The following is a 24,159-nucleotide window of genomic DNA, read 5'->3' on the forward strand; positions in this document are numbered from 1 at the left end:
AACCATTCCTTTATATCTCATTCTGCAATCGCAAAACATATAACTTAAATAAACTTTATTATAAACAAACTTACTACAACAAAAAGTACCGCGACTATTTCCCTGGAAATTTTGCCTGTACCGATAAGCCAGCCCAGCAAACCCAGCGTGGCAGTCCCGCTATACCACTCAAACATATTTGCACTTGCGGGCCACAATTGGGCCCAGATAATAAGTAGCAATACAGCATTGGCGAACTTAAGACGCTCTCCCCAGTTAATTAGATTCCACTTCTTAAGTTCATCTAAAAAACTGAGCCCTTTGTTTATTCCAGACCAGAAAGTATAAACTTTAAAGACCTGTAGACCTACGAGCGATGCCGAACCAAGTAGCATAGCCGGAGTTTGATGACCAGCAAGCAAAAGCGAAACAGTGGCTAATGCCCAAAAAATAAGCGCACTTCCCGCAAAAACGGAATCACCAATAGCTGAAAGGGTATAACTCGTCGTGTTTTTAACTTTATCAAGAAGCGCAACAGGAAAATTTCCGGCCTCAATCTGCATCTCTACAGAAAGAAAAATAGCTATAAGCAACGGCCCCCAGAATGGGTGTGAATTATAATGCTTCACATACCGTTTACGTGCGTTAGATAGATCCTCGGGATTTTTATAAATAGCTTCTAATCCCGGCTGCATAGCATAAGAAAAGCCAATATTTTGAAGACCGCGAGTATTGAACCCTGCGCCCACAAAATAGCTGCGAAGAAAACTTCTGACACAAGCCAGACCGAGAGGTTTATTCTCTTTTAATTTTACATTCACTGTCGCTTCCACCGCTACATCGAATTATTTTAAAGCCGATTTAAAACAACTTAGGCTTCCTAACTATTTGTTTTTCTTTCAGTCACTTTTTCATAGACAGCTTTGGCTGTCCACCCCTCAACACTATCCGCTATCCTGCGTGCTATAACTTTCGGCTTATCACCGGACGGTAATTCTTTTTCAATCAACCGCAGAATGTCTTCTTCACTTGCCGGACCACTAAGGACAGGTGGACCTATGACGACGGTAATTTCACCCTTGAGTTCAGCAGAAACTTCATCGGATTCGGCAAGAGATCCCGTAATAAATTCTTCATAATCTTTGGTCAACTCACGGCAGACCGCAAATTCACGGTTCCCCAGCACCTTGTAAGCCAGAGCCAAAGTTTCCCGCAATCGAGACTTGCGTTCAAAGAAGACAATTGTTGCGCCAGTAGCTCCATGCGCTTCAAATAACTTTGTCATCTGACCTTCTTTGCGCGGCATGAAACCCAGAAATACGAATGGATACGGCGGCAAACCGCATGCACTGAGCGCTACAATAGGCGCACATGGACCGGGCACAGGGACGATATTGACCCCATGTTCGCGGCACGCTTTAACTAGCCTGTAACCGGGATCACTCATAAGTGGTGTTCCGGCATCTGATACAAGCGCGGCACTGCCACCTTCATCAAAAAATTCCAGAACCGTGGCTATGCGTCTTTCTTCATTATGATCGTGAAGACTGATAAAGCCGTTACCTTTTATATCTAAACCAGCGAGCAACTTGCCGGTTCTGCGGGTATCTTCAGCCAGAATTACATCTGCCTTCGCCAGAACCTTTCGTGCACGATCTGAAATATCACCAAGGTTGCCAAGCGGTGTTGCCACCACCCATAAAGTCGGAGAGTTCGAAGGCATTTTTTATGTGCTCCGCTTTCATGCCGTTTCCGGCATCATTTACAATCACGAGGTCAAAACGACACGGCCTATGCCATAAATCCATTGCCGACAAATAATGTGAAGCAGCTTTTACTAATTTACGGCACTTTGCAGGTGTCACCGCCTGTACGCCTTTTTGCACGGAATTTCCGGCTCTGGTCTTCACTTCTACAAACACAAGATCGCATATGCCGTCTGCACCTGCGCTATCATCACAAATAATATCAAGTTCCCACTGCCGCCATCGCCAGTTGCGCTGACGAATGGTAAAACCCCTGCATTCAAGATAACGGGCGGCGTAGGCTTCACCCTCATTACCGAAATCTATATGCCGGGGAGACACATTCTTTCCTGCTTGGCTTTCTTCTTTTCAGGAAGAACACCCTTAAAGGTCACGCGGTGAATACGGCATGGCCCCAATTCTCTGAGCGCCGCCATATGAACCTTCGTTCCATACCCTTTATGTATTTCGAACCCATAACCCGGATATCTTTTTTCGAGCTTAACCATCAGGCGATCCCTGAATGTTTTCGCAAGAATGGATGCAGCCGAAATGGCAGGAATCTTATCATCACCCTTAATTATTGACTGCTGAGTATATCCGCCATCACCATTGAAATGGGAACTTGGTATAATCTTATCGCCATCAATCAGTAGGACCGAAGGCCGAACTTTTAGGTGCATTACCGAGCGGGCCATTGCCCGAAAAGTCGCCTGCAAAATATTAATCTGATCCACAACCTGTGCAGAACCGGTTCCAATGGCCCAACACACGGCCTGCTTACGGATTTCTATAGCTAATTCGTCACGCGCAGATTCACTGAGTTTTTTTGAATCGCCTAAACCCGGTAAGTCATACTCTGCGGGCAGAATTACCGCTCCTGCGACCACAGGACCGGCGAGACAACCGCGCCCTGCTTCGTCAATTCCAGCGGATATTCCACCTTCATCGGTAAAGCCGGGTAGTGATGCGTGTAGTAAATCCTGTGACATATTAGCAACTCCCTAAAAAAAAACCGTCTCTCTCGTACCTTATAGGTCCGAGAGAGACGGTTATCAACTCTTTTAATAGCTGTGTACTCTAGCGGACATATGCCCGGTAAAGTAAACCGCGAAGAATATTTTCTTCGGGTGCTACCAAGCGTTTTTAGATTTGATGCGTGCTGCTTTACCTTTGAGGTCACGAAGGTAGTATATGCGGCTACGACGGACTTTACCTTCAGTAACGACTTCTACACGCTCGATGTAAGGAGAATGTACTGCGAAAACGCGCTCTACGCCGATTCCGTCAGAAATCTTACGTACAGTGAAAGTAGAATCAGTTGTACCATTACGGTAACGAAGAACTGCGCCCTGGAAAACCTGGATGCGTTCTTTTTCACCTTCGATAATACGAAGATGAACTTTAACAGTGTCACCTGCTTTGAATGATGGCATATCAAGACGCATTTGTTCGCGTTCGATCTTAGAAATAACGTTCATATTACTACTCCTTATATAAATTCAATTTACGGTATCCAAAAACGGCATCTACCAAGCATCTCCCAAAAGCCTGTCAACCGTTATCGCCACCGCACTTCTTACTGATAAGTGATTGTATCCATCCATGAACCGGAGAGGTCTAAGACTTCCCATTGCCATTTCAAGAATTTCGGGAGCCAATCCATGCCCGGTACCAAAAACCAGCAGCACAGGATTGTCATAAAGCATTTCACGGACCTGACTTGGAGTCACACTACCCGCGCCCCGAGCACTGGTGGTGACCAGTATCGGTTTTTTACCCGTTCCCGACTCAATATGCTCCACCACATCGATCAGGGAATCCTTCACACTGACCTTCGCCAGAGCTGCGGCTCTGTCCGGGTTCGTCCTGCTACCCGGCCCCGAGGTCCAATGAGAAATAATTCTCTCAGCCAATTTCTTCTGATCCTCGATCGGAGTCACCGCATACATCCCTGCCAACGAGTAAGAGCGGGAAACGCGGGACATATCGTGAATATCGAGGTTTGTCAAAGAAACAGCGGCTTTTTCTCCAAATTTATTTAGCACTGGATAGTGAACTAAAGCCATCGAAAGATGTTTTCCCAAACGTTTACGGGGTATTGTCCGCAAATAACGCACATCTTCTTTTTTTAAGCCATCTGCTTCGGAAAGTAATTCCGGGCGGGAATTTAAAGTCTCATCAAGAGACCTCGTTTTCCTCCATTCTTCGATCAAAGCATGGTTCCCTGAAGAGAGAACTTTCGGCACTTCCAGTCCTTCATATTCGGCAGGACGAGTGTAGTGCGGATACTCAAGCAGCCCCGAAGAAAAACTTTCCTCGGTGCCGGATTCAGAATGGCCCATAAAATCCGGTAGCAAACGAGCTACAGCTTCAATTAAACAAAGTGCCCCGGCTTCGCCTCCGTTAAGAACGAAATCTCCGACAGAGATCATCTCAACGGGAAATATCTCTTCAAAACGAGCGTCAATTCCTTCGTACCGCCCACAGACAAGTGTCAGTTCTTCTTCCTGCGCAAGCTCAGTTGCAAGCTTCTGAGTAAGCGGCACCCCTTTCGGAGACAGCATCACAAGCCTTTTACCTTTGCTACAACCACCCTCTTTGGCAGGCTTAACGCCTACAGAGTCCAGACTGCGCGCAATCGGATCAAGAAACATGACCATGCCAGGCCCGCCCCCGTAGGGACGATCATCAACACTCTTATGCCTATCAGTGGCAAAATCGCGAGGATTTACGGTATTGAATGAAACGATTCCTTTTTCAACAGCCTTACTCATAAGACCATGCGAAAGTGGGGAATCGAAAAATTCCGGAAAAAGCGTAATCAAGTTGAAGTTCACATTAACCGGCTTTTTAAAAAGACAAGGGATCGTCCCATTATTTCGTAGGGGAGGTCATATAGAGCTCAAGCAGCCCTTCCGGCGGCGCAATCACTATTTTTCCAGCCTCTACATCCACAGACAATACAAACTCAGCTACAGCGGGAAAAAGAATTTCTTTTCCTTCTGGAGATGAGATCACCCAAGTCTCTTGACCCGGCGCAAAAAGGAAATCCGAAATGGTGCCCACAGCTGTACCGTCTTCAAGTTCGACGGCAGCACTCTTCAATTGGTACATGTAGACTTCATCGGCCCTAAGTTCAGGGAGATCTTCTTTTTGCACCAAAACATCCATGCCGCGTAAGGTATCAGCCTTATCGCGATCATTTATGCCTTTGAAAATTACTAAAGCCCGGCCTTTGTGCCTCCGAAAGGATTGCACAACAAATCGACGGGGTTTCTGTCCCTTACTTTGTAAGTAAAGGCTAGAGACCTCATCGAAGGAAAAAGGGGAGTCCGCATGGGAATCGATGCAAACTTCCCCCTTAAGACCATGTGATTTGACCACCTCGGCTACTAATAGTAATTCCATAGCAGCCTACTTTTTATGGTCAGGATCGAAGCCGTCTATTCTAGAATTTCTAGAACAGAACGTTTTCTCACCTTGGTTGATGCAGCACCAAGCAAAGTTCTCATCGCTCTCGCGGTGCGTCCCTGCTTGCCGATAACTTTACCTAAGTCCTCTTTCGCGACTTTAAGCTCGATTACAGATGTCTGCTCTCCTTCAATCTCGGTGACTATTACATCATCGGGATTATCAACAAGAGATTTCGCAATGAATTCTACTAAATCCTTTAACATGCCAACAACCTCCGCTTCAGATGTCGAGAGAAAACCGTGAATGAAGAATAATTCGAACCGTTGTGAGAACTAACTTTAAGAATTTTTCTTAAGAAGTGCTTTAACAGTATCGCTAGGTTTTGCGCCTTTATCCATCCAAGCCTGAACTTTTTCAGTATCAATCTTGAGTTCAACAGGCTCAGTCATTGGGTTGTAATATCCGAGAAATTCTAAAGGACGACCATCACGTCTTGTTGCGCTGTTAATTGCTACAATACGATAAAAAGGACGTTTTTTGGAACCCATACGTGTCAATCTTAGTTTTAAAGCCATTGTCTACTTCCCCCATATAATCTTAATTTTAAGAGATTCATTAATAAATTGCAAGCAAGGTTACAAAAGATGTTATTTCTTTTTCTTCTTGCGATTTTGCTTATTTAGCTTTTTCTTTTTGCGAGCGAGAAGAGTTTTCTTGGATTTCTCTCTTGAAGGCTGGCCTGCGCCATCCATTCCGTCAATACCATCCATCCCTTCCATACCAGGCAATCCCGGCATTCCGCCACCACCACCTACTCCAGGCATTCCGGGCATATTCGGCATCTGAGGCATTTTGCCTTTTCCACCTTTTCCGCCCATCATTTTTTTCATCATTTTACTCATCTGCTCAAAATTTTTGAGCATTGAGTTGACTTCCGCCACTTCAACACCGGCCCCGTTGGCAATTCTCTTCCTGCGGCTGACGTTGATAAGCTTTGGAGTCTGGCGTTCCTTCATTGTCATGGAGGAGATGATCGCCTCTATCCTGTTCAGTTCTTTGTCTGGCATCTCGATGTCACCAAGCTGCTTGGTAAGGCCACCAAGTCCCGGAATGAGCTTCATAATGGAGCCCATGGAACCGATCTTTTTCATTCTGCGCATCTGGGTGCGAAAATCCTCAAGGTCAAATTTAGCCTTGCGGAATTTCTCAGTAAGCTTTTCAGCTTCCCCTTCATCCATCACGGACTGAGCTTTCTCGATCAGGGAAAGGACATCTCCCATTCCGAGGATTCTTGAAGCAGCCCTGTCTGGATGAAAGAGTTCCAGTTCAGAAAGTTTTTCACCCACGCCGACAAACTTAACGCACTTGCCAGTAACTGATTTAATAGAAAGAGCTGCACCACCTCGGGCATCACCATCCATCTTCGTCAGTACTACGCCAGTAACATCAAGCTTCTCATCAAACGTTGCAGCTACATTGACAGCGTCCTGTCCTGTCATTGCATCTGCTACGAAAAGTATTTCATCCGGTGAACATGCTTCTTTAATTCCAACAAGTTCATCCATTAAAAGTTCATCGATATGCAGCCGTCCGGCTGTATCGAGTAGCATGACGTCACAGCCTGCTTTTTCCGCTTTTGAAATAGCATCACGGCAGATGTCTACCGGATTCATTTCAGTCGTGGAAGGATACACGGGCATATCCAGCTGCTTAGCTAGAACAGTAAGCTGTTCAATCGCAGCAGGACGGTAAACGTCAGCAGGAACGAGATAGGGCTTATACTTCTTGCGCCTAAGATACAAGGCTATCTTTGCAGCTGAAGTAGTTTTACCAGCACCCTGCAAGCCGACCATCATGATCTTAGCAGGTTTACCCTTTAGAATCAGTCCTTCCTGTTCTCCGCCAAGCAGTTCAGTAAGTTCGTCATTAACGATCTTAACAACCTGCTGTCCGGCAGAAAGACTTTTCTGGACGTCTTGTCCTAAAGCGCGTTCCTTAACCTTCTCTACAAATTCTTTAACGACTTTGAAGTTAACGTCCGCTTCTAATAGAGCGAGCCGAACCTCACGCATGCCCGCTTGGATGTTTTTCTCATCCAATCGGCCTTGCCCTTTAAAGTTTTTAAAGGCTTCGGAAAGTCTATCTGATAAGCTATCGAACAATTATCTTACTCCGCCGTATTATGCATTTCTACGCACACTGATCACCAAAAATCCACCTCTTTGGTGACCAAAAAAGATTGCGTAAAGAAAGGGGTTGACTGTTAAGGCTTTTGTTTTGTCAAGTCAAGCATAAAACTGGTTTCAACCTTTTTTAAAAGCTGAAACCAGTTTTAAATTTAACACCATTGATAGTGAAAATATCAAAGTTAACGGCTTCACCCATTACAAAACATCATGGTCAACTGGCTCGCCAATAGGAAGCACAGTGCGGCCATGAACCTCATTCAGCACTTCTGCCATAGCGAGATAGATAGCTGATCCACCACAAATAATGCCTTCAAAACCAGCAATAGTACCGATTAATACACTTCCGGTGAAGTCGCGTATCGCAAGTAGGAAGAACAAAATAGTCAGTGACAGGAAAACAAACTGCAATGCTCTATTGCTCTTCAATGTTCCATAGAACATGAACATAGTGAAAATGCCCCACGTTACGAGGAACCAGCCCATAAATGCATGCGGAGTAGGCTCAGCCCAACCCAGTTTAGGCATAACTATAAGACCGACCAATGTCAGCCAAAAGAACCCGTATGAGATGAACGCTGTGGTGGCAAAAGTATTACCTTTTCTGAACTCCATTATTCCAGCGATCACCTGAGCGATTCCACCATAAAAAATGCCCATAGCAAGAATCATCGAACTTATAGGGAAAAAACCTGCATTATGAATATTGAGTAGAACTGTGGTCATGCCAAATCCCATAAGCCCCAATGGAGCTGGGTTTGCTAATTTGTGTTCCATTTTTTTCTCCTTGTTTTTTTTTAATCCCGATAAACATCAGGATCATGTTAGTATTTACTTCTTGTAAACAAAAGCACATAACATTTTCTATGATTTTCCGCACCCTTCAACTACAGGAATCATGTCAATATTGGCTACTTATAAACAGAATCCCATGACACCATACCTTATTTAGGCCATAAAAGCATAACAATATATCTTGCCTTTTCATCCAATGATTCACTAAATTAAAGCAGAATTTCATCCTACACTTAAAAAGAGCAAAAAAAAGGAGAAACGTAAATGAGCAATATAGTCAAGGCAACAGAATTTCATTTGGTTGACCCGATGGGTAGAACAAGATCTAAAATATACATTTCTGACGAAGGAAAACCAACAGCGGATATTTTTGATTCTACCGGAGAACTGGTAAATAGAGTTGATCTACAAAAGACTCAGCAAAAAATCGGCCCAACAACTCATCAACCTGTTCTTCCTCATCAAAAAGAAACCCTCAGTTCATGGCACGCCCGCATAGCAAATGAAGTATCAACCTGCCAGCCAAAACTCCGAGTAGGTTCTTACAAGCTTTACATAGACTTTACAGAAAACAATACTCTAGCCAGCGGCAAATACTTAAATGAAGTTATAGAAATTGCTGGTGAGGTTGTTGATGTCTCTGCTAAGAACTTTGGTGATTTGCACGTAGGGCTGAAAGGTATTTCAAATTATACTGCTGAAGTTATATGCCATTTCACTGAAGACCAAACCGCTATTGTCAGCAACATGAAACCCGGCGCTAAAATTAAAATAAAGGGCAAGTGCACTGAATACGTTAATAAGCGCGTCAAAGTTTGGGGCTGTCAGGTTCTATAGATATCAAAAAAATGTTTAATTCAAAATCATCCTGCGCTACCATGCGCCACACTGCTGACACCTGTATTAATTGTGGAATATGTGTTGACGAGTGTCGTTTTCTGCAAGAATTCGGTTCTCCGGACATAATTGCAAAGGCAGCTCTTGCGTCTGACCTTAACCACGACATAGCAGCCGTATCCGCATACCATTGCTCTACATGCTCTCTATGTTCAGCAGTCTGCCCCGTAAACGCCAACCCGGCAGCCATGTTTGAACCGCTCCGTAGCCACGCGCAGAAAAAAACTCTTTTTTCACTTGATAGCTACGAACCACTTTTAAGCTATGAAAAACTCGGCGGAAGTTTTCTCTTTAAAGATAATATACTTCCAAATAAATGCACTACTGCGTTCTTTCCAGGATGCACGCTGCCTGCCATGTTTCCTAAAGCCACACAAGCAACATACGCAGCCTTGAAACAACAAGACCCGTCACTGGGTCTAATACTTAATTGCTGCTCAAAACCTTCAAAAGCCTTGGGGCTCTCAAACTCACACAGCGAAGCAATCTCTGAGCTTGTAAATTTCATTGAGTCAAAAGGTATTAAAAAAATACTTACGGCCTGCCCTAACTGCCACATCACGTTTAAGGATTACTCCCCTTCGTTTAAAGTTGTCTCAATTTACGAAGAACTGTTGGATCTAAACATTTTGGCAAACAGCCCTTGGCTCAAAAAAGTTACCATACACGACCCTTGCGTTACCCGTTTTGAGTCCGGCGTGCATAAAGCAGTCAGGCAATTACTAACAAAGGCTGGGGTCAATATAGTTGAAATGAAGCATACCAAAGAAAAAACCATTTGCTGTGGTGAAGGTGGAGCTGTAGGTTTCCACAACAGCCCCTATGCGCAACTCTGGACAGAAAAAAGGGCTACTGAAGCTGAGCAAGTTAAAGTCCCGATGGTGACCTATTGCGCAGGGTGTGCAAATTATCTTTCTAAAAGCAGCCCCGTGGCCCATCTGCTTGATTTACTGTTTGTAAAAAGAAACACAACCCCAAAGCTACCAATGTTCCCCTTCAATTATTTAAACAGACTAAAACTTAAAATTACAGCCCGGCTCGTTTAGTTATTTTATTTTTTAGTGCTTCTCATCCGAAAAAGATCCATGTAACAGATTTTACAAATGAATTCCAATAACAAAGCCATTTCCGCTTCAGAGTTCCCAGTAGCCCTATTCTGTCTCGGGCTACCCTTGATCCTAGCAGCATTTGCTATGGATGGAACAGCTGTGCCCAAGAACTTACTAGACCTACTGGTTACGGGGCTCGCTTTACTAGGACTGCTCTCAGAACCATTTAGACGAAAGCTTAATTCCACTACGCCTTTATGGATTAAAGCAGGCGTCCCCTGTGTCGCTGTTTTTTGGTTCCTTACTACCTACCTATCGCCAAATCTTAAGCCATTTGCCATGTCAGTGCCTTTTTTAATGGAATTAAGGCCCATTTTATATGGGCTCGTTGCGGCTCTATGGTTGTCTCTTTTCTCCCCTCCAGAACCCAAGCACTTTTACTTCTGGGCCTCATGGCTCGGAGTTCTTGTTATTTGCGACTTTGTTTATCAAGTCATGAGCCTAGGACTAATAGCCGCGCCATCGCTATTCGGCAGTGCGGCTCTAACGGGTCCACTCCTGTTGGCCGGATTATGCGCAACCCTTCACGACGTAACCAGCCATAAAACAACACGATTTATTATATTTTTGGGAATACTATGCACCCTGAGCAGGGATACTAGTTTTGCAGCGGTTACTATTCTTTTATTTTTCGGACCAAAGGGAACGGCAAAGAAATCAGCCGTAGTTATTGCTCTGCTACTTTTTAACTACTTATCCATTGCTCCACAGGAAAGCACCTTTTTCACTCCTAACGACCTGCCTACATACTGGTTGTGGTTCTCTTTCATTGAGTTGTTTTCAAACAACACAGGATTGCTCTTAACAGGCTTCCCTCTCTCAGTTCCACTGCCGCTCAGCGTTCCGGCATCTCTCTGGAATACCTGGCACTCTCAGCACCACGCCTGGACTGATTCGGGCATCTACATGTTCCACGTTTTACCTCTCTGGCTCCATCTTGTTGGAACATGGGGACTGGGCGCACTTGCCGGAACCGCAACGATCGCAACATGGCTATCACGAAGATTTTCATCAGACATGATGTCTTCACTTCTTACGACTGTAGTCATATCAGGATTCTTTTTTCCGATCTTTTACAATCCGGCAACAGGCATTGTTATGATCATGGCGTTCATGTGTGCAATTCGGCCAGAAGTTAGATCTTTCCGCTTCGAATAAATTTACCTTCATTATAAATAACCATCACTTCACAAAGGCCAAGTTTCGATCAAAATACCCCCCAGTACAATTGTAATTTTACACTGTTTTTAAATCACATGTCACTTTCCTAAGTACATCTCGCTTACCAAATTACATCTCGCTTACTTATGTACAATTCTTCATGCGTGCAGCGCTGCCGCATGACCGTTTTACGTGCTGTTAATTTGACAGAATCCTTTATACGCAACGTAACTCCATTAACTCAATCCCACGCGTACTATCCACACAAAGCCACCACCAGACGCTAATCAGCAATTGTTATTTAGAAAGCCTGAGCAATACAAAACTTTGCAAATCTAGTTCTATTACCACAATGCAACGAGCTAAACCATGCCCTCAAACCTGGTTCAAAAGTGCATTACGAGGTACTGCAGACTCTATCCATCAAGTCATTTTAGCACGTTTTGCCCCAAAACTCCAAACTAGCACAACACCGCAAGACTTTGATATTTTTAACTTTTTTTAACAACTTACAATCTGCAATAGATTATGTCCTTTTTACGAATTACTTAATGACTTACGTACGTATTACTTTACAATGTTGATTGTAAGACATTTGTATTACGTTTAAGAATCACTAAAATTGATTTATGCAGTTGTTAACGAATACTATTCACAATCGAAATAAAATTAAACGATGGAGCAATTAAAGTTCGTTTAATTTACTATTGTATTACAAATGTATTGACAATTCTCAATAATCTGGCAAAAGTCTTCAAAGAATGACGACAGCAAAGAAAATTTATGAGTAAAAAAGTAAAATCCGTAAGGATCCCACCAGAGCTTGAGACTATGAACCTCTCGAAGCTAATCCGAGAATGTGAGAATTATCTCAGGGACTTGGAATCTGCTACGCTACTCAAAGCAGGTGGCAACAGAGATGCTGCCGAAGCATTAATTAGTACAAGACAGTTGGATCTGGGTAAGCGCATTGCAAAAATGATTTGGGAAGCCAGAGTTGAGTTCGGTAAAGGGCGCTAGGATATTTACGATTACATAAAGCATCAATTTGTAATACGATCGTATTACTAATATAGAGAAAGGGCTAGGTACAAGCGATGAAAGATAAAAAGGTCAGTGAAAGCAGATCACATACAACCTACAGAGTATTACCGCAGGACACTAATCCAGCAGGCAATCTCCATGGTGGAGTTCTCCTTAAACAGCTAGACCTTATTGCTGCTACATGCGCAATGCGCCATGCTCGTAAGCCTGTAGTAACGGCTTCCATCGATAGAATGAATTTTTTGCGACCGGCATATGTGGGTGAGCTGATTAACCTTCACGCGAACGTGAATATGGTCGGCAGAACTTCTATGGAAATAGGGGTCAGAGTTGAAGCTGAGAATCTTTTGACGGGAGAATTTCGGCACACAAATTCTGCGTACCTGACTTTTGTAGCAATGGGAGAAGACGGAAAACCGTCTCCTGTCCCTCAGATTATCCTTGAAAGTGGAGAAGATCATCGGCGAAATAAAGAAGCCTTAGAACGCAGAACAGTTCGCAAACTTGAACTTCAACGCGAAAGGGAATCAGCAAAAGCCTGTAAATGCAGCTAAACTAAATTTTAACAGCTCGACCAATGTGGAACTCGTCCAAAGTAATCGTTCTGCATATTGCCTCTACATATTTCTGAGGCAAACCATTCCGAGGCTGGTTTCATGCCGGGAGCTCCACCCTCCCGGCAAAAATTTCGGCATCCAGCTCCTTATGGTGTTCGGGCGGGCTTACCCGGGCCTGTCCGTACACCAAGCTTTTCAACACCCCCTTAGGCCTGAAAACCCCTTATGTCTGATTCTTAGACATAAGGGGTTTTCAACATATTTGATCATGTGATTATCGATCATGGGAGTTTTAAAACTTCATCATTTTACCCACAGAAATACCCTTTACACTTAAAATGGCTTCATACGGCCAACACTCTACACCAGCTTTAAGAGCCTCAAAAAACAACTTTGCATATTGTGGATCTACAAAGTCCGCAGGCCCGAAACACTTCCCGTCATTCCGTTGGATGAAAAAAAACATGGCGACCCTGCAACCACCCTTAGCAAGCTCCATGAGTTCAACTAAATGCTTCTGCCCGCGCTCGGTCGGAGCATCTGGAAAACAAGCGACTTCATCCTCAACAAGTGTCACATTTTTACACTCAACCCAGAGATCCGGTAATTTCCCGGTTTCATCAGTAAATTTAGCATCAAGACGGCTTTTGCCGACTTTCGCTTCACGCTTGATGTCCGTATACCCAGCAAGCTCGGGCAAAATTCCGGCTTCAAAAGCACACTGGATCATTTTGTTGGGAACAGATGTATTAACACCCACCCATCCTCCGCAAGAATTGACCATCTCCAAAGTCCACTTAAGCTTTCGAGCAGGATTTAAAGCCGGAGAGATAAAGATATCCTGACCTTCGCGCAAAAGCCCGAGCATAGAACCAGTATTATTTGTATGTACACCTACAATTTCCCCGTCGAGCAAAACCTCTACGGTAAACCTCTTATATCTCTTAATAAACTGCGCATGACGGCAACCTTCTGGGAAAACAATTAACGGATCTGGTACATTCATTACAGCCCCATATATTATAGAAGCAAAATTAATATTTACTTGCCTTCATAAATTTTATTGAAAAAAAATTACAACCACCCGTAACCCATGATTTATTCACAATAAACCATGTAGTATTTGTTTATGAAAGTCTAAACATCATACCTCGCCATTTGCTAAATTTTAATTATAATTTATTGCTCCCACTAAAAATCTCTTTTATTTTAGATAGATAAAATTTACCATAAGAAACAACAACTTCCTTACAACAGAAAAAGCCACCCTTTTTCAAACTTATGAATCACTAAATAACTAATGAGCTAATATTCTTTTCACTCGTTAAGATCAGAAATTCATACCCTGAAGGGTCTCATTTTTGAGGGAAAATACCTTGACGAATCCCAGTGTATCTGGGATATCGAGCAGTTAGTCACGCTGTGACAAATTTCACATTTTCAGCCTCATTGTCAGACTGGAATTATTTTGAGAGGCCTGAGCGTTAAGTTCTAGGGCTCTTATTACTGTCCTTTTTAATTAATTCAGGGACTTACAATGAATCTCGAAGAAATGCTTTTAGAGAAGAAAGAAGTTCTGGCAGCAAAATGGTTTGATATTGTTCTATCTTCCTATCCTGAGGCGACTCAGAAAATATGGAAGAGTAACAGTGACAAATTCACTAATCCTGTTGGGATAACTACTCAAAGGGTCACAAAAGAACTTTTTGACCTAATTATTGAATGGAAAGATGTAGACGCAATAGCAAAGACCATTGAGGACTTGATTAAAATCAGGGCCGTACAGGAATTTGCGCCATCAAGAGCTTTGAGCTTTGTTTTCCTTTTCAAGAAACTGCTAAGAGATGAGTTTATGCAGGTTCTAAAAAAAGAAGGCAGACTTGACGAGTTGCTCGCGTTTGAGACCCGGATTGATAATCTGGGACTTATCGCGTTCGACATCTATACCAAGAATAGAGATTTGATCACGCAAATGAGAATTGAGGAAGTAAAACGCTCCCATCATATGCTCTTAAGGCGTGTCAACGAAATTGAGGATGCTTCGGCCAAAGGGGCCGGACAGGTGTAGTGGCCGGCTTCCCCAGGAAGCCAAACGTTATAAGCGAGGTGAAGGTAGATGAACGCTTTGTACTCACTCGTTTTAGTTTTTGCCCTAGTGCTGCTGGCTCTCTTTGGAGTAGAAACAGCGCATATGGCAAAACTTTTCGGAACAGTACTCCCAGTAGTAGCTGTTGCCGTGTTTCTGGTAGGTTTTGCTTACCGGATGATTAAATGGGCAAAGAGCCCTGTTCCTTTTTGTATTCCGACCACGGGCGGACAACAGAAGTCTTTGGACTTCATCCATCACAACAAGTTCGACAACCCAGTGACCACGGGTCAAACTTTTATCAGAATGGTCCTTGAGATCTGCTGTTTCCGGTCATTATTCCGGAATACCACAGTAGGCCTCAAAGATGGCAGAGTTACATACGCTTCAGCTAAATGGCTGTGGCTTTTCTCCCTGCTTTTCCATTACTCATTCCTGCTTATTGTAATCAGGCACATGAGACTTTTCTTTGAACCGATTCCTGCTGTTATCGGTTTTGTTGAAATGCTTGACGGAATCATGCAGATCGGAACTCCTAGAATGTATATGAGTGACGTGCTTATCATGGTCGGTGTGACATTCTTGCTCGCACGCAGACTTTGGGACGCAAAACTCCGTTACATTTCTCTGGTTACTGACTACTTCCCACTGTTGCTCATTATCTCCATCGCCCTTTCAGGGATTTACATGCGCTTTATCGCTCATGTTGATGTTGTAGCTATTAAGCAGCTTACTATGGGAATTGTCACTTTCCACCCCGTTATTCCTGCTAATGTGGATGTATCTTTTTACGTACATATCTTCTTGGTTTGTACTCTTTTGATTTACTTCCCATTCAGCAAGCTTATGCATGCTGGTGGTGTTTTCCTTTCTCCTACAAGGAATTTGCCTAACAACTCACGCATTAAGCATCACGAGAACCCATGGAATGATCCTAACATCAAGCCACATAGCTATGAGGCTTATGAAGATGATTTCAGGGAACCAATGATTGAAGCGGGTCTCCCTGTGGAAAAAGACGCATAATAAAGTTCGCTGAACATTATTTGCTAGTTAGACCTTAAAATACCTTTTGTTGAGGAGTTGACATGGCTGACCTCCCAAAAGCTGATGAGCTTTTTAAAAGCATTAATTATACGCCACCGTCCACAGGTTGGATGGATACTCCGGTTGATTTTTCACCCGGTAACTGGTGTTATCCCGCTAAAGTGGATAAACTTGAATACTTAGGTTTACCAAACCCACGCGTATGGAATCCCGAAGACGTGGACTGGAAACTACCCGAAAACTGGCAGGACATTGTCCACGAAGGGTTCAAAGAGAGATTGGATAAATACCGCTCTCTGAAAGTATTCATGGATGTCTGTGTTCGTTGTGGTGCTTGTGCAGACAAGTGTCATTTCTTCATCGGCTCCGGCGATCCTAAAAACATGCCAGTCCTACGTGCAGAGCTTATGCGTTCTGTTTACCGTAAGGACTTCACCATGGCCGGAAAGATTCTGACAACCCTCACAGGTTCCAGAGTCATGACCGAAGACGTTCTTAAAGAATGGTTCATATACTTTTATCAGTGTACTGAATGTCGTCGTTGTTCTCTGTTCTGCCCTTACGGCATCGATACAGCTGAAATCACAATGATGGCTCGTGAGCTGCTCACACTTTGCGGTGTGAACATTAACTGGATCATGGAACCTGCGGCTAACTGTAACCGCACTGGTAACCATCTCGGAATTCAGCCTCACGCTTTCAAAGACATCGTTGAATTCATGGTTGACGATATCGAAGAAGTCACAGGCAAAAGAATTAACGTTCCCATCAATGAAAAAGGTCATGAAGTTCTCTTCATTACTCCTTCAGGTGACGTTTTTGCTGATCCAGGCATCTACACCTTCATGGGTTACCTGATGCTATTTGATCACATTGGTCTTGATTACACTCTCTCCACATATGCATCTGAAGGTGGTAACTTCGGTCTGTTCACTTCTGCGGACATGATGAAGAAAATCAACGGAAAGATGTATGCTGAAGCTAAGCGCCTCGGGTCCAAATGGATTCTCGGTGGTGAGTGTGGGCATATGTGGCGTGTTATCAACCAGTACATGGACACAATGAACGGACCAGCGGACTTCTTGCAAGTTCCTAAAAGCCCGATCACCGGTACTGTATTTGAAAGTGCTGCTCAGACTAAAATGGTCCACATCACAGAGTTCACAGCTGACCTCATGAAACATGATAAGCTGAACCTCGATCCGACCAGAAATGACCACATACGTGCGACCTTCCATGATTCATGTAACCCTGCAAGGGCTATGGGTCTTCTGGATGAGCCTCGCTACGTTCTCAATAACGTGCTGAAAAACTTCCATGAAATGCCTGAGCAGACCATTCGCGAGCAAACATTCTGTTGTGCTGGTGGATCAGGTTTGAACACAGACGAAATCATGGAAATTCGTATGCGCGGAGGCTTACCTCGCGGTAACGCTCTCAAATCAGTTCAGGAAGAGCATGATGTAAACATGATGGCCTGTATCTGTGCAATTGACCGTGCTACACTTATTCCGCTTTCCAACTACTGGGCTCCAGGCGTTGACGTCTGTGGTGTTCACGAACTTGTCGGTAACGCTCTCATTCTCGACGGCGAGAAAGAAAGAGAAACTGACCTTCGTTTGGAACCTCTGCCTGGGAAGGAGGGCTAATATATGTATAACGGTGGAAAAATCATAACAGGTCTAGTTATCTTCATTGGACTCGTTTCTCTTCCATTCTGGGCAAACATGGGCGGTTCTTACGAACAGCCTAAGATTGAACTACCTAAGAATTCGACAGAGTGTATCGCTCCCAAAGAAGAAATGCGTACATCGCACATGCAGCTCCTGAACGACTGGAGAGACATGGCTCTTCGTGAAGGCAAGCGGACGTACATCAGTGCTAGCGGCAAGGAATACACCATTAGCCTTCAGAATACCTGTATGGAATGTCATACAAGTAAAGCTGAATTCTGTGACAAGTGTCATACTGACGCTGGTGTAACCCCGTACTGCTGGGATTGCCACGTACCTCCAAAGGAGGCAAAATAATGAAACAGAGTAGAAGAAACTTCCTCAAGTTTGCAGGTCTCTCAGCAGCAGGACTTTGTCTTGCTCCTACAGCTGCAGCTCTAGCATCAGGTGGAGGCGGAGCTGGCAAAGCACATGCTGTTGTCAACGCTAAAACTTTGCATGCTAAACGCTGGGCAATGGTTGTAGATACTCGCAAATTAAATACTGAAGAAGCAATAGAAACTCTGGCTGAAGTTTGTCACCACATCCACAACGTTCCAACGATTCCTGGTAAACAGGAAGTTAAATGGTTGTGGGAAGGTACATATGCGGAAACTTTCCCTGAACAGGAAAACAATTTCCCATCCGAAGATCTCGAAAAACGCAGATTTCCATTACTCTGCAACCATTGCGAAAATCCATCATGTGTAAGAGTTTGTCCTACAAAGGCAACCTTCAAGCGCGCTGACGGAATCGTAGCAATGGATTACCATCGCTGTATCGGCTGTCGTTACTGTATGGCTGCATGTCCTTATGGGTCACGTAGCTTTAACTTCATGGATCCTAGACCATTTATGGATATGGATAAGATCAATAAGAAGTTCCCTACTCGCATGCGCGGAGTTGTTGAAAAATGCAACTTCTGTGTTGAGCGTCTCGCTATCGGCGAAATGCCTGCTTGTGTGGAAAAATCCAGTGGCGCAATAACCTTTGGTGACTTGCAGGACCCTGACTCTTCAGTCAGAAAAGTTCTAAGAGAAAACTTCACCATTCGTAGGAAACCCGCAGTCGGCACTGAGCCGGGCGTTTACTACATCATTTAGGGGGAAGCTGATATGATCGAAAAAGCTCTCAAAGGCGGCCCGAAATATTGGAGCTGGATTTTCTTCCTGCTTCTAATAATCGGTGCTGGCTTCACAGTATATATCAATCAGTTGCAAGAAGGCCTCACCATCACTGGTCTAAGCCGTGATGTTTCTTGGGGTTTCTATATTGCCCAGTTTACTTACTTGGTCGGTCTCGCCGCTTCCGGTGTTATGATCGTTCTGCCTTACTACTTCCATCATTATAAGAAGTTTAAAGGCATGGTAATCATGGGTGAGTTCATGGCTATCGCAGCCGTTGTCATGTGTCTCGGTTTCATTATCGTAGATATCGGGCAGCCACAGCGTATGCTGAACATTATCTTCCATCCAACTCCTAACTCCATTCTGTTCTGGGATATGATCGTTCTTAACGGTTACCTTCTCTTGAATGTTGTTATCGGTTGGACATGTTTGGAATCAGAACGCCAGCGTGTTAAACCACCGAAATGGGTTAAGTCTTTGGCTTACACATCCATCGTATGGGCGTTCTCTATCCATACTGTTACGGCATTCTTGTACTCTGGGCTTCCTGGCCGTCACTACTGGCTCACCGCCATCTTGGCTGCTCGCTTCCTAGCGTCTGCATTCTGTGCTGGACCTGCTATTCTACTTTTGGTTGTATTCATTACCCGCAAGGTTACTGGCTACGACCCAGGTAAATCAGCAATCGGTACACTTGCAAAGATCATCACTTATGCAATGCTTGTGAACGTATTTTTCTTCTTATTAGAAATATTCACAGCGTTCTACTCCAACATTCCTGGACACATGCACTCCATCGCATACCTATTCGTAGGTAGTCATGGTCATCATGAATTGGTTCCATGGATGTGGACTGCAACAGCACTCGCATTCATCAGTTTAGCTATGCTTGTTCCGCCTAAGTTCCGCGACAACCAGAAGATGCTCCCTTGGGCGCTCGTCATGCTTGTTATCGCAACTTGGATTGATAAGGGTCTAGCTCTATTGATCGGTGGTCTTACACCAAACCCATTCAACGAAATCACCACTTACTGGCCTACAGGCAAAGAATTGATGATTTCCATGATGGTATACGCTCTCGGTGCTCTGGTACTGACAATCCTTTATAAGATTGCCACAGACATCAAGCGCGACCTCGGCGAGCTAACTGAATCTGACTAGTCAGAATCAGCTCCCCACCTAGGTACTTAAAAAGCCCTGCTTCGTAATGAAGCAGGGCTTTTTTTGCGTCTAAAACAAGTAATTCCCATCGCGGCAAGCTTCCAATCGTGTTTTATCCAAAAGATTAACGTTGGTACCATCAACTTCAATCAGGTTATGTTTGCTCATCTTTTTCAGTGATCTTGAAAGAGCTTCCGGCGTAACTCCAATAATTTTTGAAAGTTCCCGATAAGATATATCTAATTTCAACCACCCATTTTCATTATGACTTAAAAAATATGCTGCCAAGCGGGAGGGAATCTGCTTGAGAGAAAGTGAATCAATCATGACCATTGCTTCTTTAAGACGCTTAGCCATGACGCTCATCATATTAAGTAAAATTGATGGATCTTCTTTAATTAAATCTTCAAATTTGGATGGATTTATAAAAAGCACTTTGCTGTCTTCCAAAGCACTTAAGTTTGCAGGCATTTTGCCATCAGAAAAGGTCGAGCATAGACAAAATGGTTCACCGGGTCCAAAAACAAAAATGGTTTGTTCTTTTCCTTCTTCAGCTAACTTAAAAAGTTTAACTTTTCCTGAAAGTAAAATATGCATACCTTGCAATAAATTAGCTTCCCGAAGATAAAGTGATTTTTTAGGAATAGGGGTCACTACGGAATTTTCCACCAACCAAGTAAGATTAAGATCATCCAAATTTGAAAAAATAGTAAATTTACTAATGATCTTTTTTAACTCTTGTTTTTCCATCTTATTATCCTAAAATTTTGTTAAGTTGATCGAGATCAATGTAATTTTATTTTGGATGTGTGTATAAATCAAAGCACTTCGGCTATAGTTAATATCTTTCAATTATAAAATAGGTATTGTGTTTGTTTTTGTTGAAACAAATCAGCAAAAAAACGCACGGACTAATCCCTGTTTTGATTATTAAACTGAAAAATAAAACATCCTTAAAAAGGAGCTAATACATGAGTTCACTGAATATAGTTGTTATTGGAGGTTCTGCTGCAGGACCAAAAGCGGCTGCACGCGCAAAGCGACTCGATCAATCCGCAAACGTCACACTTTTGCAAAAAGCCCCTGAGATGTCCATGGCATCTTGTGGCTACCCTTATTATATTGGCGGAAATTTTGATGATCGCAACCAACTGATTGCCACCCCCACAGGGGTTATTCGCAATGAAGCCTTTTTCGCAGCAGCGAAAGGTATTGACGCGCGTGTTAACACAGAAGTTACAGCCATTGATCGGAATAACAAGAATGTTGACTGTGTTAATGTTATCACGGGTGAAAAAACCACTCTACCTTATGACAAGTTAGTGATTTGCTCTGGCGCAACACCGCGTCGCCCACCTATTAAGGGTATAGACCTGGATGGCGTGCAGTCTTTATCTAAGATGAGCGATTCCGATAACCTACGTAAATTACGTGATTCCGGCAAAGTAAAGGATGTAGTTATTGTCGGAGGCGGATTAATAGGTATCGAAGTTTGCGAAGCTCTTGCTGATTCAGGCATGAATGTTAACGTTGTTGAAATGCTCTCCCAGCTACTAATGTTTTTGGATTGGGAATTGGCTAAATTGATGGAAAAGCACGTGGCATCCAAGGGAGTCACTGTTCACACCGAAAATGGCGTGGCCGAATTTATAGGGGAAAATGGAAAGCTGACGGGCGTCAAGCTTACTGACGGATCCATTGTACCTTGTGAATTGGCTGTAGTTGCTATCGGAGTGGTTCCGAATGTCGATTTAGCGAAAGAAGCAGGATTGAACATAGGTGCTTTTGGCGGCATAGCCGTTGATGAGCACATGCGGACTTCCGATTCTAACATATATGCTGCCGGTGACTGCGTAGAGATACCAAATCGCATCACAGGCAAAATGACCTATGCTCCTTATGGCGACCTTGCCAATCTTGAAGCTAGAGTAGCTGCTAACAATATTATCCATGGTGACAGCTCCACTTTCCCCGGGACTGTTAATAGTGGAATCTGCAAGGTCTTTAACTTTAGTGCGGGTTCCACTGGGATGTCAGAGAAGCGCGCTAAAGAAGAAGGTTACGAGGTGGTCACTGCAACAAACGCCAGCCTTGATAAACCGGGTTTTATGGGAGCTAAACTACTAGTTTCTAAAATGGTTGCAGAGGCCAAAACCGGACGTATACTTGGATTTCAGTGCGTTGGACCCGGTGAGGTTAATCGTCAGGTAGCCGAAGCCGCCATGGCTGTTATAAATGGCAATACTATTTACGACATCGGCGTAGCGGATCTTCCATATGCACCACCTTTTTCTCTAGCAATTGATCATTTCATTGCTACAGCTCATATTTTAGAAAACAAAATGGCTGGCCTGATGACGGGCATCTGCAATGTTGACGTTAAGAAGCAGATTGACGCAGGTTCAGCTCCTTTTATTATGGATGTTCGCTCTCCTATCGAATTCGAAGAAATGCGGCTTAATGTCGGCGAAACTTTAATTCCACTCGGGGCAGTGCGCAACTCTTTGGATAAACTTCCAAAAGACAAGAATGCTGAAATTGTTACATTTTGCAAAATCTCTATGCGAGGCTATGAAGCACAGAGAATGCTTGAAGCAAATGGCTGGACAAATGTGAAAGTTATGGAAGGCGGCATCATGGCTTGGCCATTCAAAGTTGATTTCAAATAATAGCAGATTTTATTCTTTTTTAACATATGCTTACAGATTTTAAATATGAAACACCCGCAGTTGTATGCGGGTGTTTTTTTTATGCTTAAATCAATTTTTCATAATATATAAAAAAACCGAATACCCATTCGGATATTCGGTTTTTTGCGCAAGCGGACTCACGCAACGAGGATTAAGGAGAAGTGTTAAAATCTCCCATGTCCAGTCTTAATTGAGACTAAACATAATCCCCGCGGTTAAATTTGATCTGTTCGGTCATCGCCATTACTTCGAGTTCATTTACAATGCTGCCTAATTCTGGATTTTCGCTTTCTACGCCGGGCCAATCCTTCTTGAGGGAATCAACTCCACCTTGAACACCTTCAAGAGTATTGTAAGCATTCTTTAGAGATCCCGCTTCAGGGGAACCTAACTGCTGTGCGTAGTTTTCAAGCTGTCCGAAAAGGTTTTCAACCTTGCCGACGAACTCACCTTCGTTCGGTGTTACAGACTGCACTGAGGCGGTCTGCTGCATCTGAATCAAAGGGTTAATGGTCTGAAGACCCGGAACTGGGGGGGCTGTTGAAGTTTGAGTTCCAGCTGACTGCTGGACTTCAGAATTCAAAAATTCCCCGAATGCTGCTCCGTTTACCTTCTTAGTCTTGTTAGCTTGCTGCTGCTGTTGTTGCTGCAGTGCTTCAATCTGTTCAGGACTAATCTTCATCTTTTTCTCCTCAGCCTTTGGTTTCAAACACATGTTGCGAACATCATGCCAAAGTCTAGACTTTTCACAAGAGACTGATTTAATGACCTTTTATGAAAATGGTGCTCGGAAATAATTTCCCGTATTTGTAAAAAAAATTGTGACTTACTCTTTTTTTCCTATCTGATCATAAAACATAAGAAAAAGCTTGTCCATGACATCCACAATCAGTTACTATTTAAACAAAGATAATGAAATTTCACAGTGTTGATTCAAACTTACGATTTCGGAGGTATATTTTATGGCTACCATTAAGAAGATATTATGCGCAGTTGACTTTTCAGATCACAGCCCTGTTGTTGCAGATTATGCAGCCACACTCGCTAATACAATGGGCGGAGAAATCATATGCCTATATGTAGCTCCTTCATTAGATCAATATGTTGGATTCCATGTACCTCCAAGCTCTATTGAAAACTTTGTAGGTGAGATTGTTACCGGAGCAGATACAACCATGGAAAATTTCATCAATGAAAACTTTGAAGGAGTTCCAGTTAGCGGAAAGGTTGTAACAGGATATGCAGCTGAAGAAATCATCAACATCGCTGACTCAGAAAAGGTAGATATGATTATCATGGGTACCCACGGACGCACTGGAATTGACCGCATCCTATTCGGTTCCGTTGCAGAAAAGATCGTAAAGTCTGCCACATGTCCTGTACTCACAGTCAGACCTGAATAATTACGCAATCACGGTTACAGCCTCAACGATACCGACAACTATC

27 protein-coding genes are annotated in these 24,159 nt (G+C 43.5%); 13 read left to right on the forward strand and 14 right to left on the reverse strand.

Features of this window, described 5'->3' with window-relative positions; all coding sequences use genetic code 11:
- Positions 1–44: 44 nt before the first annotated feature.
- From BR06_RS0106315 to satP, 11 genes are all read right to left on the reverse strand, one after another.
- Complete coding sequence (locus BR06_RS0106315) at positions 45–800, reverse strand: PTS system mannose/fructose/sorbose family transporter subunit IID (RefSeq protein ID WP_034602886.1); 756 nt, start codon at positions 798–800, stop codon at positions 45–47.
- A 59-nt stretch (positions 801–859) separates the two neighbouring features.
- Positions 860–1,702, reverse strand: coding sequence for a 16S rRNA (cytidine(1402)-2'-O)-methyltransferase (gene rsmI / locus BR06_RS0106320; RefSeq protein ID WP_031481396.1), 843 nt, complete (start codon positions 1,700–1,702; stop codon positions 860–862).
- On the reverse strand, positions 1,644–2,066 hold the full coding sequence (locus BR06_RS0106325) for a YraN family protein (protein WP_031481398.1): 423 nt from the start codon (positions 2,064–2,066) through the stop codon (positions 1,644–1,646). Before BR06_RS0106325 ends, rsmI begins: the two co-directional genes overlap by 59 nt.
- Positions 2,048–2,716, reverse strand: coding sequence for a ribonuclease HII (locus tag BR06_RS0106330; RefSeq protein ID WP_051676946.1), 669 nt, complete (start codon positions 2,714–2,716; stop codon positions 2,048–2,050). Before BR06_RS0106330 ends, BR06_RS0106325 begins: the two co-directional genes overlap by 19 nt.
- 141 nt (positions 2,717–2,857) lie before the next feature.
- Positions 2,858–3,205: a 50S ribosomal protein L19 gene (gene rplS, locus BR06_RS0106335; protein WP_031481402.1), complete on the reverse strand. Its 348-nt coding sequence runs from the start codon at positions 3,203–3,205 to the stop codon at positions 2,858–2,860.
- A 48-nt stretch (positions 3,206–3,253) separates the two neighbouring features.
- Positions 3,254–4,564 carry a tRNA (guanosine(37)-N1)-methyltransferase TrmD gene (trmD, locus tag BR06_RS0106340; RefSeq protein WP_031481404.1) on the reverse strand — a complete coding sequence of 437 codons (1,311 nt, stop codon included), beginning with the start codon at positions 4,562–4,564 and terminating at the stop codon, positions 3,254–3,256.
- A 37-nt stretch (positions 4,565–4,601) separates the two neighbouring features.
- Positions 4,602–5,135, reverse strand: coding sequence for a ribosome maturation factor RimM (gene rimM, locus BR06_RS0106345; protein ID WP_031481406.1), 534 nt, complete (start codon positions 5,133–5,135; stop codon positions 4,602–4,604).
- Between the two features lie 35 nt (positions 5,136–5,170).
- Complete coding sequence (locus BR06_RS0106350; protein ID WP_031481408.1) at positions 5,171–5,404, reverse strand: KH domain-containing protein; 234 nt, start codon at positions 5,402–5,404, stop codon at positions 5,171–5,173.
- Between the two features lie 75 nt (positions 5,405–5,479).
- On the reverse strand, positions 5,480–5,716 hold the full coding sequence (rpsP, locus tag BR06_RS0106355; protein WP_031481409.1) for a 30S ribosomal protein S16: 237 nt from the start codon (positions 5,714–5,716) through the stop codon (positions 5,480–5,482).
- Positions 5,717–5,788: 72 nt separating this feature from the next.
- Positions 5,789–7,303: a signal recognition particle protein gene (gene ffh, locus BR06_RS0106360; protein WP_031481410.1), complete on the reverse strand. Its 1,515-nt coding sequence runs from the start codon at positions 7,301–7,303 to the stop codon at positions 5,789–5,791.
- A gap of 222 nt (positions 7,304–7,525) precedes the next feature.
- On the reverse strand, positions 7,526–8,104 hold the full coding sequence (gene satP / locus BR06_RS0106365) for an acetate uptake transporter (RefSeq protein ID WP_031481412.1): 579 nt from the start codon (positions 8,102–8,104) through the stop codon (positions 7,526–7,528).
- 282 nt (positions 8,105–8,386) lie between these two features.
- Between satP and BR06_RS0106370 the strand changes: the two genes are divergently transcribed.
- The 5 genes from BR06_RS0106370 (at position 8,387) to BR06_RS0106390 (ending at position 12,887) form a co-directional block, all read left to right on the forward strand.
- Positions 8,387–8,959 carry an OB-fold protein gene (locus BR06_RS0106370; RefSeq protein WP_031481414.1) on the forward strand — a complete coding sequence of 191 codons (573 nt, stop codon included), beginning with the start codon at positions 8,387–8,389 and terminating at the stop codon, positions 8,957–8,959.
- Between the two features lie 11 nt (positions 8,960–8,970).
- Positions 8,971–10,065, forward strand: coding sequence for a (Fe-S)-binding protein (locus BR06_RS0106375; RefSeq protein ID WP_031481416.1), 1,095 nt, complete (start codon positions 8,971–8,973; stop codon positions 10,063–10,065).
- 57 nt (positions 10,066–10,122) lie between these two features.
- Positions 10,123–11,286, forward strand: a complete 1,164-nt coding sequence (locus tag BR06_RS0106380; RefSeq protein ID WP_031481418.1) for a hypothetical protein — start codon at positions 10,123–10,125, stop codon at positions 11,284–11,286.
- Positions 11,287–12,072: 786 nt separating this feature from the next.
- The gene (locus BR06_RS0106385) at positions 12,073–12,309 is read left to right on the forward strand and encodes a hypothetical protein (RefSeq protein ID WP_031481422.1); all 237 of its coding nucleotides are present in this window, start codon (positions 12,073–12,075) and stop codon (positions 12,307–12,309) included.
- 77 nt (positions 12,310–12,386) lie between these two features.
- Positions 12,387–12,887, forward strand: coding sequence for an acyl-CoA thioesterase (locus BR06_RS0106390; protein WP_031481424.1), 501 nt, complete (start codon positions 12,387–12,389; stop codon positions 12,885–12,887).
- 295 nt (positions 12,888–13,182) lie between these two features.
- Here BR06_RS0106390 and sfsA read toward each other — a convergent pair whose 3' ends face one another.
- Positions 13,183–13,896: a DNA/RNA nuclease SfsA gene (sfsA, locus tag BR06_RS0106395; protein ID WP_031481426.1), complete on the reverse strand. Its 714-nt coding sequence runs from the start codon at positions 13,894–13,896 to the stop codon at positions 13,183–13,185.
- Between the two features lie 531 nt (positions 13,897–14,427).
- Between sfsA and BR06_RS0106400 the strand changes: the two genes are divergently transcribed.
- From BR06_RS0106400 to dsrP, 6 genes are all read left to right on the forward strand, one after another.
- Positions 14,428–14,958, forward strand: coding sequence for an RsbRD N-terminal domain-containing protein (locus tag BR06_RS0106400; protein ID WP_031481428.1), 531 nt, complete (start codon positions 14,428–14,430; stop codon positions 14,956–14,958).
- 48 nt (positions 14,959–15,006) lie between these two features.
- Entirely contained in the window at positions 15,007–16,002 is a 996-nt protein-coding gene (gene dsrM / locus BR06_RS0106405; protein WP_031481430.1) for a sulfate reduction electron transfer complex DsrMKJOP subunit DsrM, read from the forward strand.
- 62 nt (positions 16,003–16,064) lie between these two features.
- Positions 16,065–17,672 (forward strand): sulfate reduction electron transfer complex DsrMKJOP subunit DsrK, encoded by a 1,608-nt coding sequence (gene dsrK / locus BR06_RS0106410; RefSeq protein WP_031481432.1) that lies wholly within the window; start codon positions 16,065–16,067, stop codon positions 17,670–17,672.
- A gap of 3 nt (positions 17,673–17,675) precedes the next feature.
- Positions 17,676–18,053, forward strand: coding sequence for a sulfate reduction electron transfer complex DsrMKJOP subunit DsrJ (gene dsrJ, locus BR06_RS0106415; protein WP_031481434.1), 378 nt, complete (start codon positions 17,676–17,678; stop codon positions 18,051–18,053).
- Positions 18,053–18,838, forward strand: coding sequence for a sulfate reduction electron transfer complex DsrMKJOP subunit DsrO (dsrO, locus tag BR06_RS0106420; protein WP_031481436.1), 786 nt, complete (start codon positions 18,053–18,055; stop codon positions 18,836–18,838). Before dsrJ ends, dsrO begins: the two co-directional genes overlap by 1 nt.
- Positions 18,839–18,850: 12 nt before the next feature.
- Positions 18,851–20,023, forward strand: coding sequence for a sulfate reduction electron transfer complex DsrMKJOP subunit DsrP (gene dsrP / locus BR06_RS0106425; protein WP_031481445.1), 1,173 nt, complete (start codon positions 18,851–18,853; stop codon positions 20,021–20,023).
- A gap of 69 nt (positions 20,024–20,092) precedes the next feature.
- Here the strand turns inward: dsrP and BR06_RS0106430 are convergent, their stop codons facing one another.
- Complete coding sequence (locus tag BR06_RS0106430; RefSeq protein WP_031481447.1) at positions 20,093–20,773, reverse strand: Crp/Fnr family transcriptional regulator; 681 nt, start codon at positions 20,771–20,773, stop codon at positions 20,093–20,095.
- Positions 20,774–20,994: 221 nt separating this feature from the next.
- Between BR06_RS0106430 and BR06_RS0106435 the strand changes: the two genes are divergently transcribed.
- Positions 20,995–22,692, forward strand: a complete 1,698-nt coding sequence (locus BR06_RS0106435; protein ID WP_031481449.1) for an FAD-dependent oxidoreductase — start codon at positions 20,995–20,997, stop codon at positions 22,690–22,692.
- A gap of 217 nt (positions 22,693–22,909) precedes the next feature.
- On the opposite strand, the gene BR06_RS0106440 is transcribed toward BR06_RS0106435, so the two are convergent.
- On the reverse strand, positions 22,910–23,395 hold the full coding sequence (locus BR06_RS0106440) for a hypothetical protein (RefSeq protein WP_031481451.1): 486 nt from the start codon (positions 23,393–23,395) through the stop codon (positions 22,910–22,912).
- Between the two features lie 280 nt (positions 23,396–23,675).
- Between BR06_RS0106440 and BR06_RS0106445 the strand changes: the two genes are divergently transcribed.
- Complete coding sequence (locus BR06_RS0106445; protein ID WP_031481453.1) at positions 23,676–24,116, forward strand: universal stress protein; 441 nt, start codon at positions 23,676–23,678, stop codon at positions 24,114–24,116.
- The last annotated feature ends 43 nt before the right edge of the window (positions 24,117–24,159 follow it).

Origin of the sequence: Maridesulfovibrio frigidus DSM 17176, from assembly GCF_000711735.1 — a bacterium.
Lineage (GTDB): Bacteria > Desulfobacterota > Desulfovibrionia > Desulfovibrionales > Desulfovibrionaceae > Maridesulfovibrio > Maridesulfovibrio frigidus.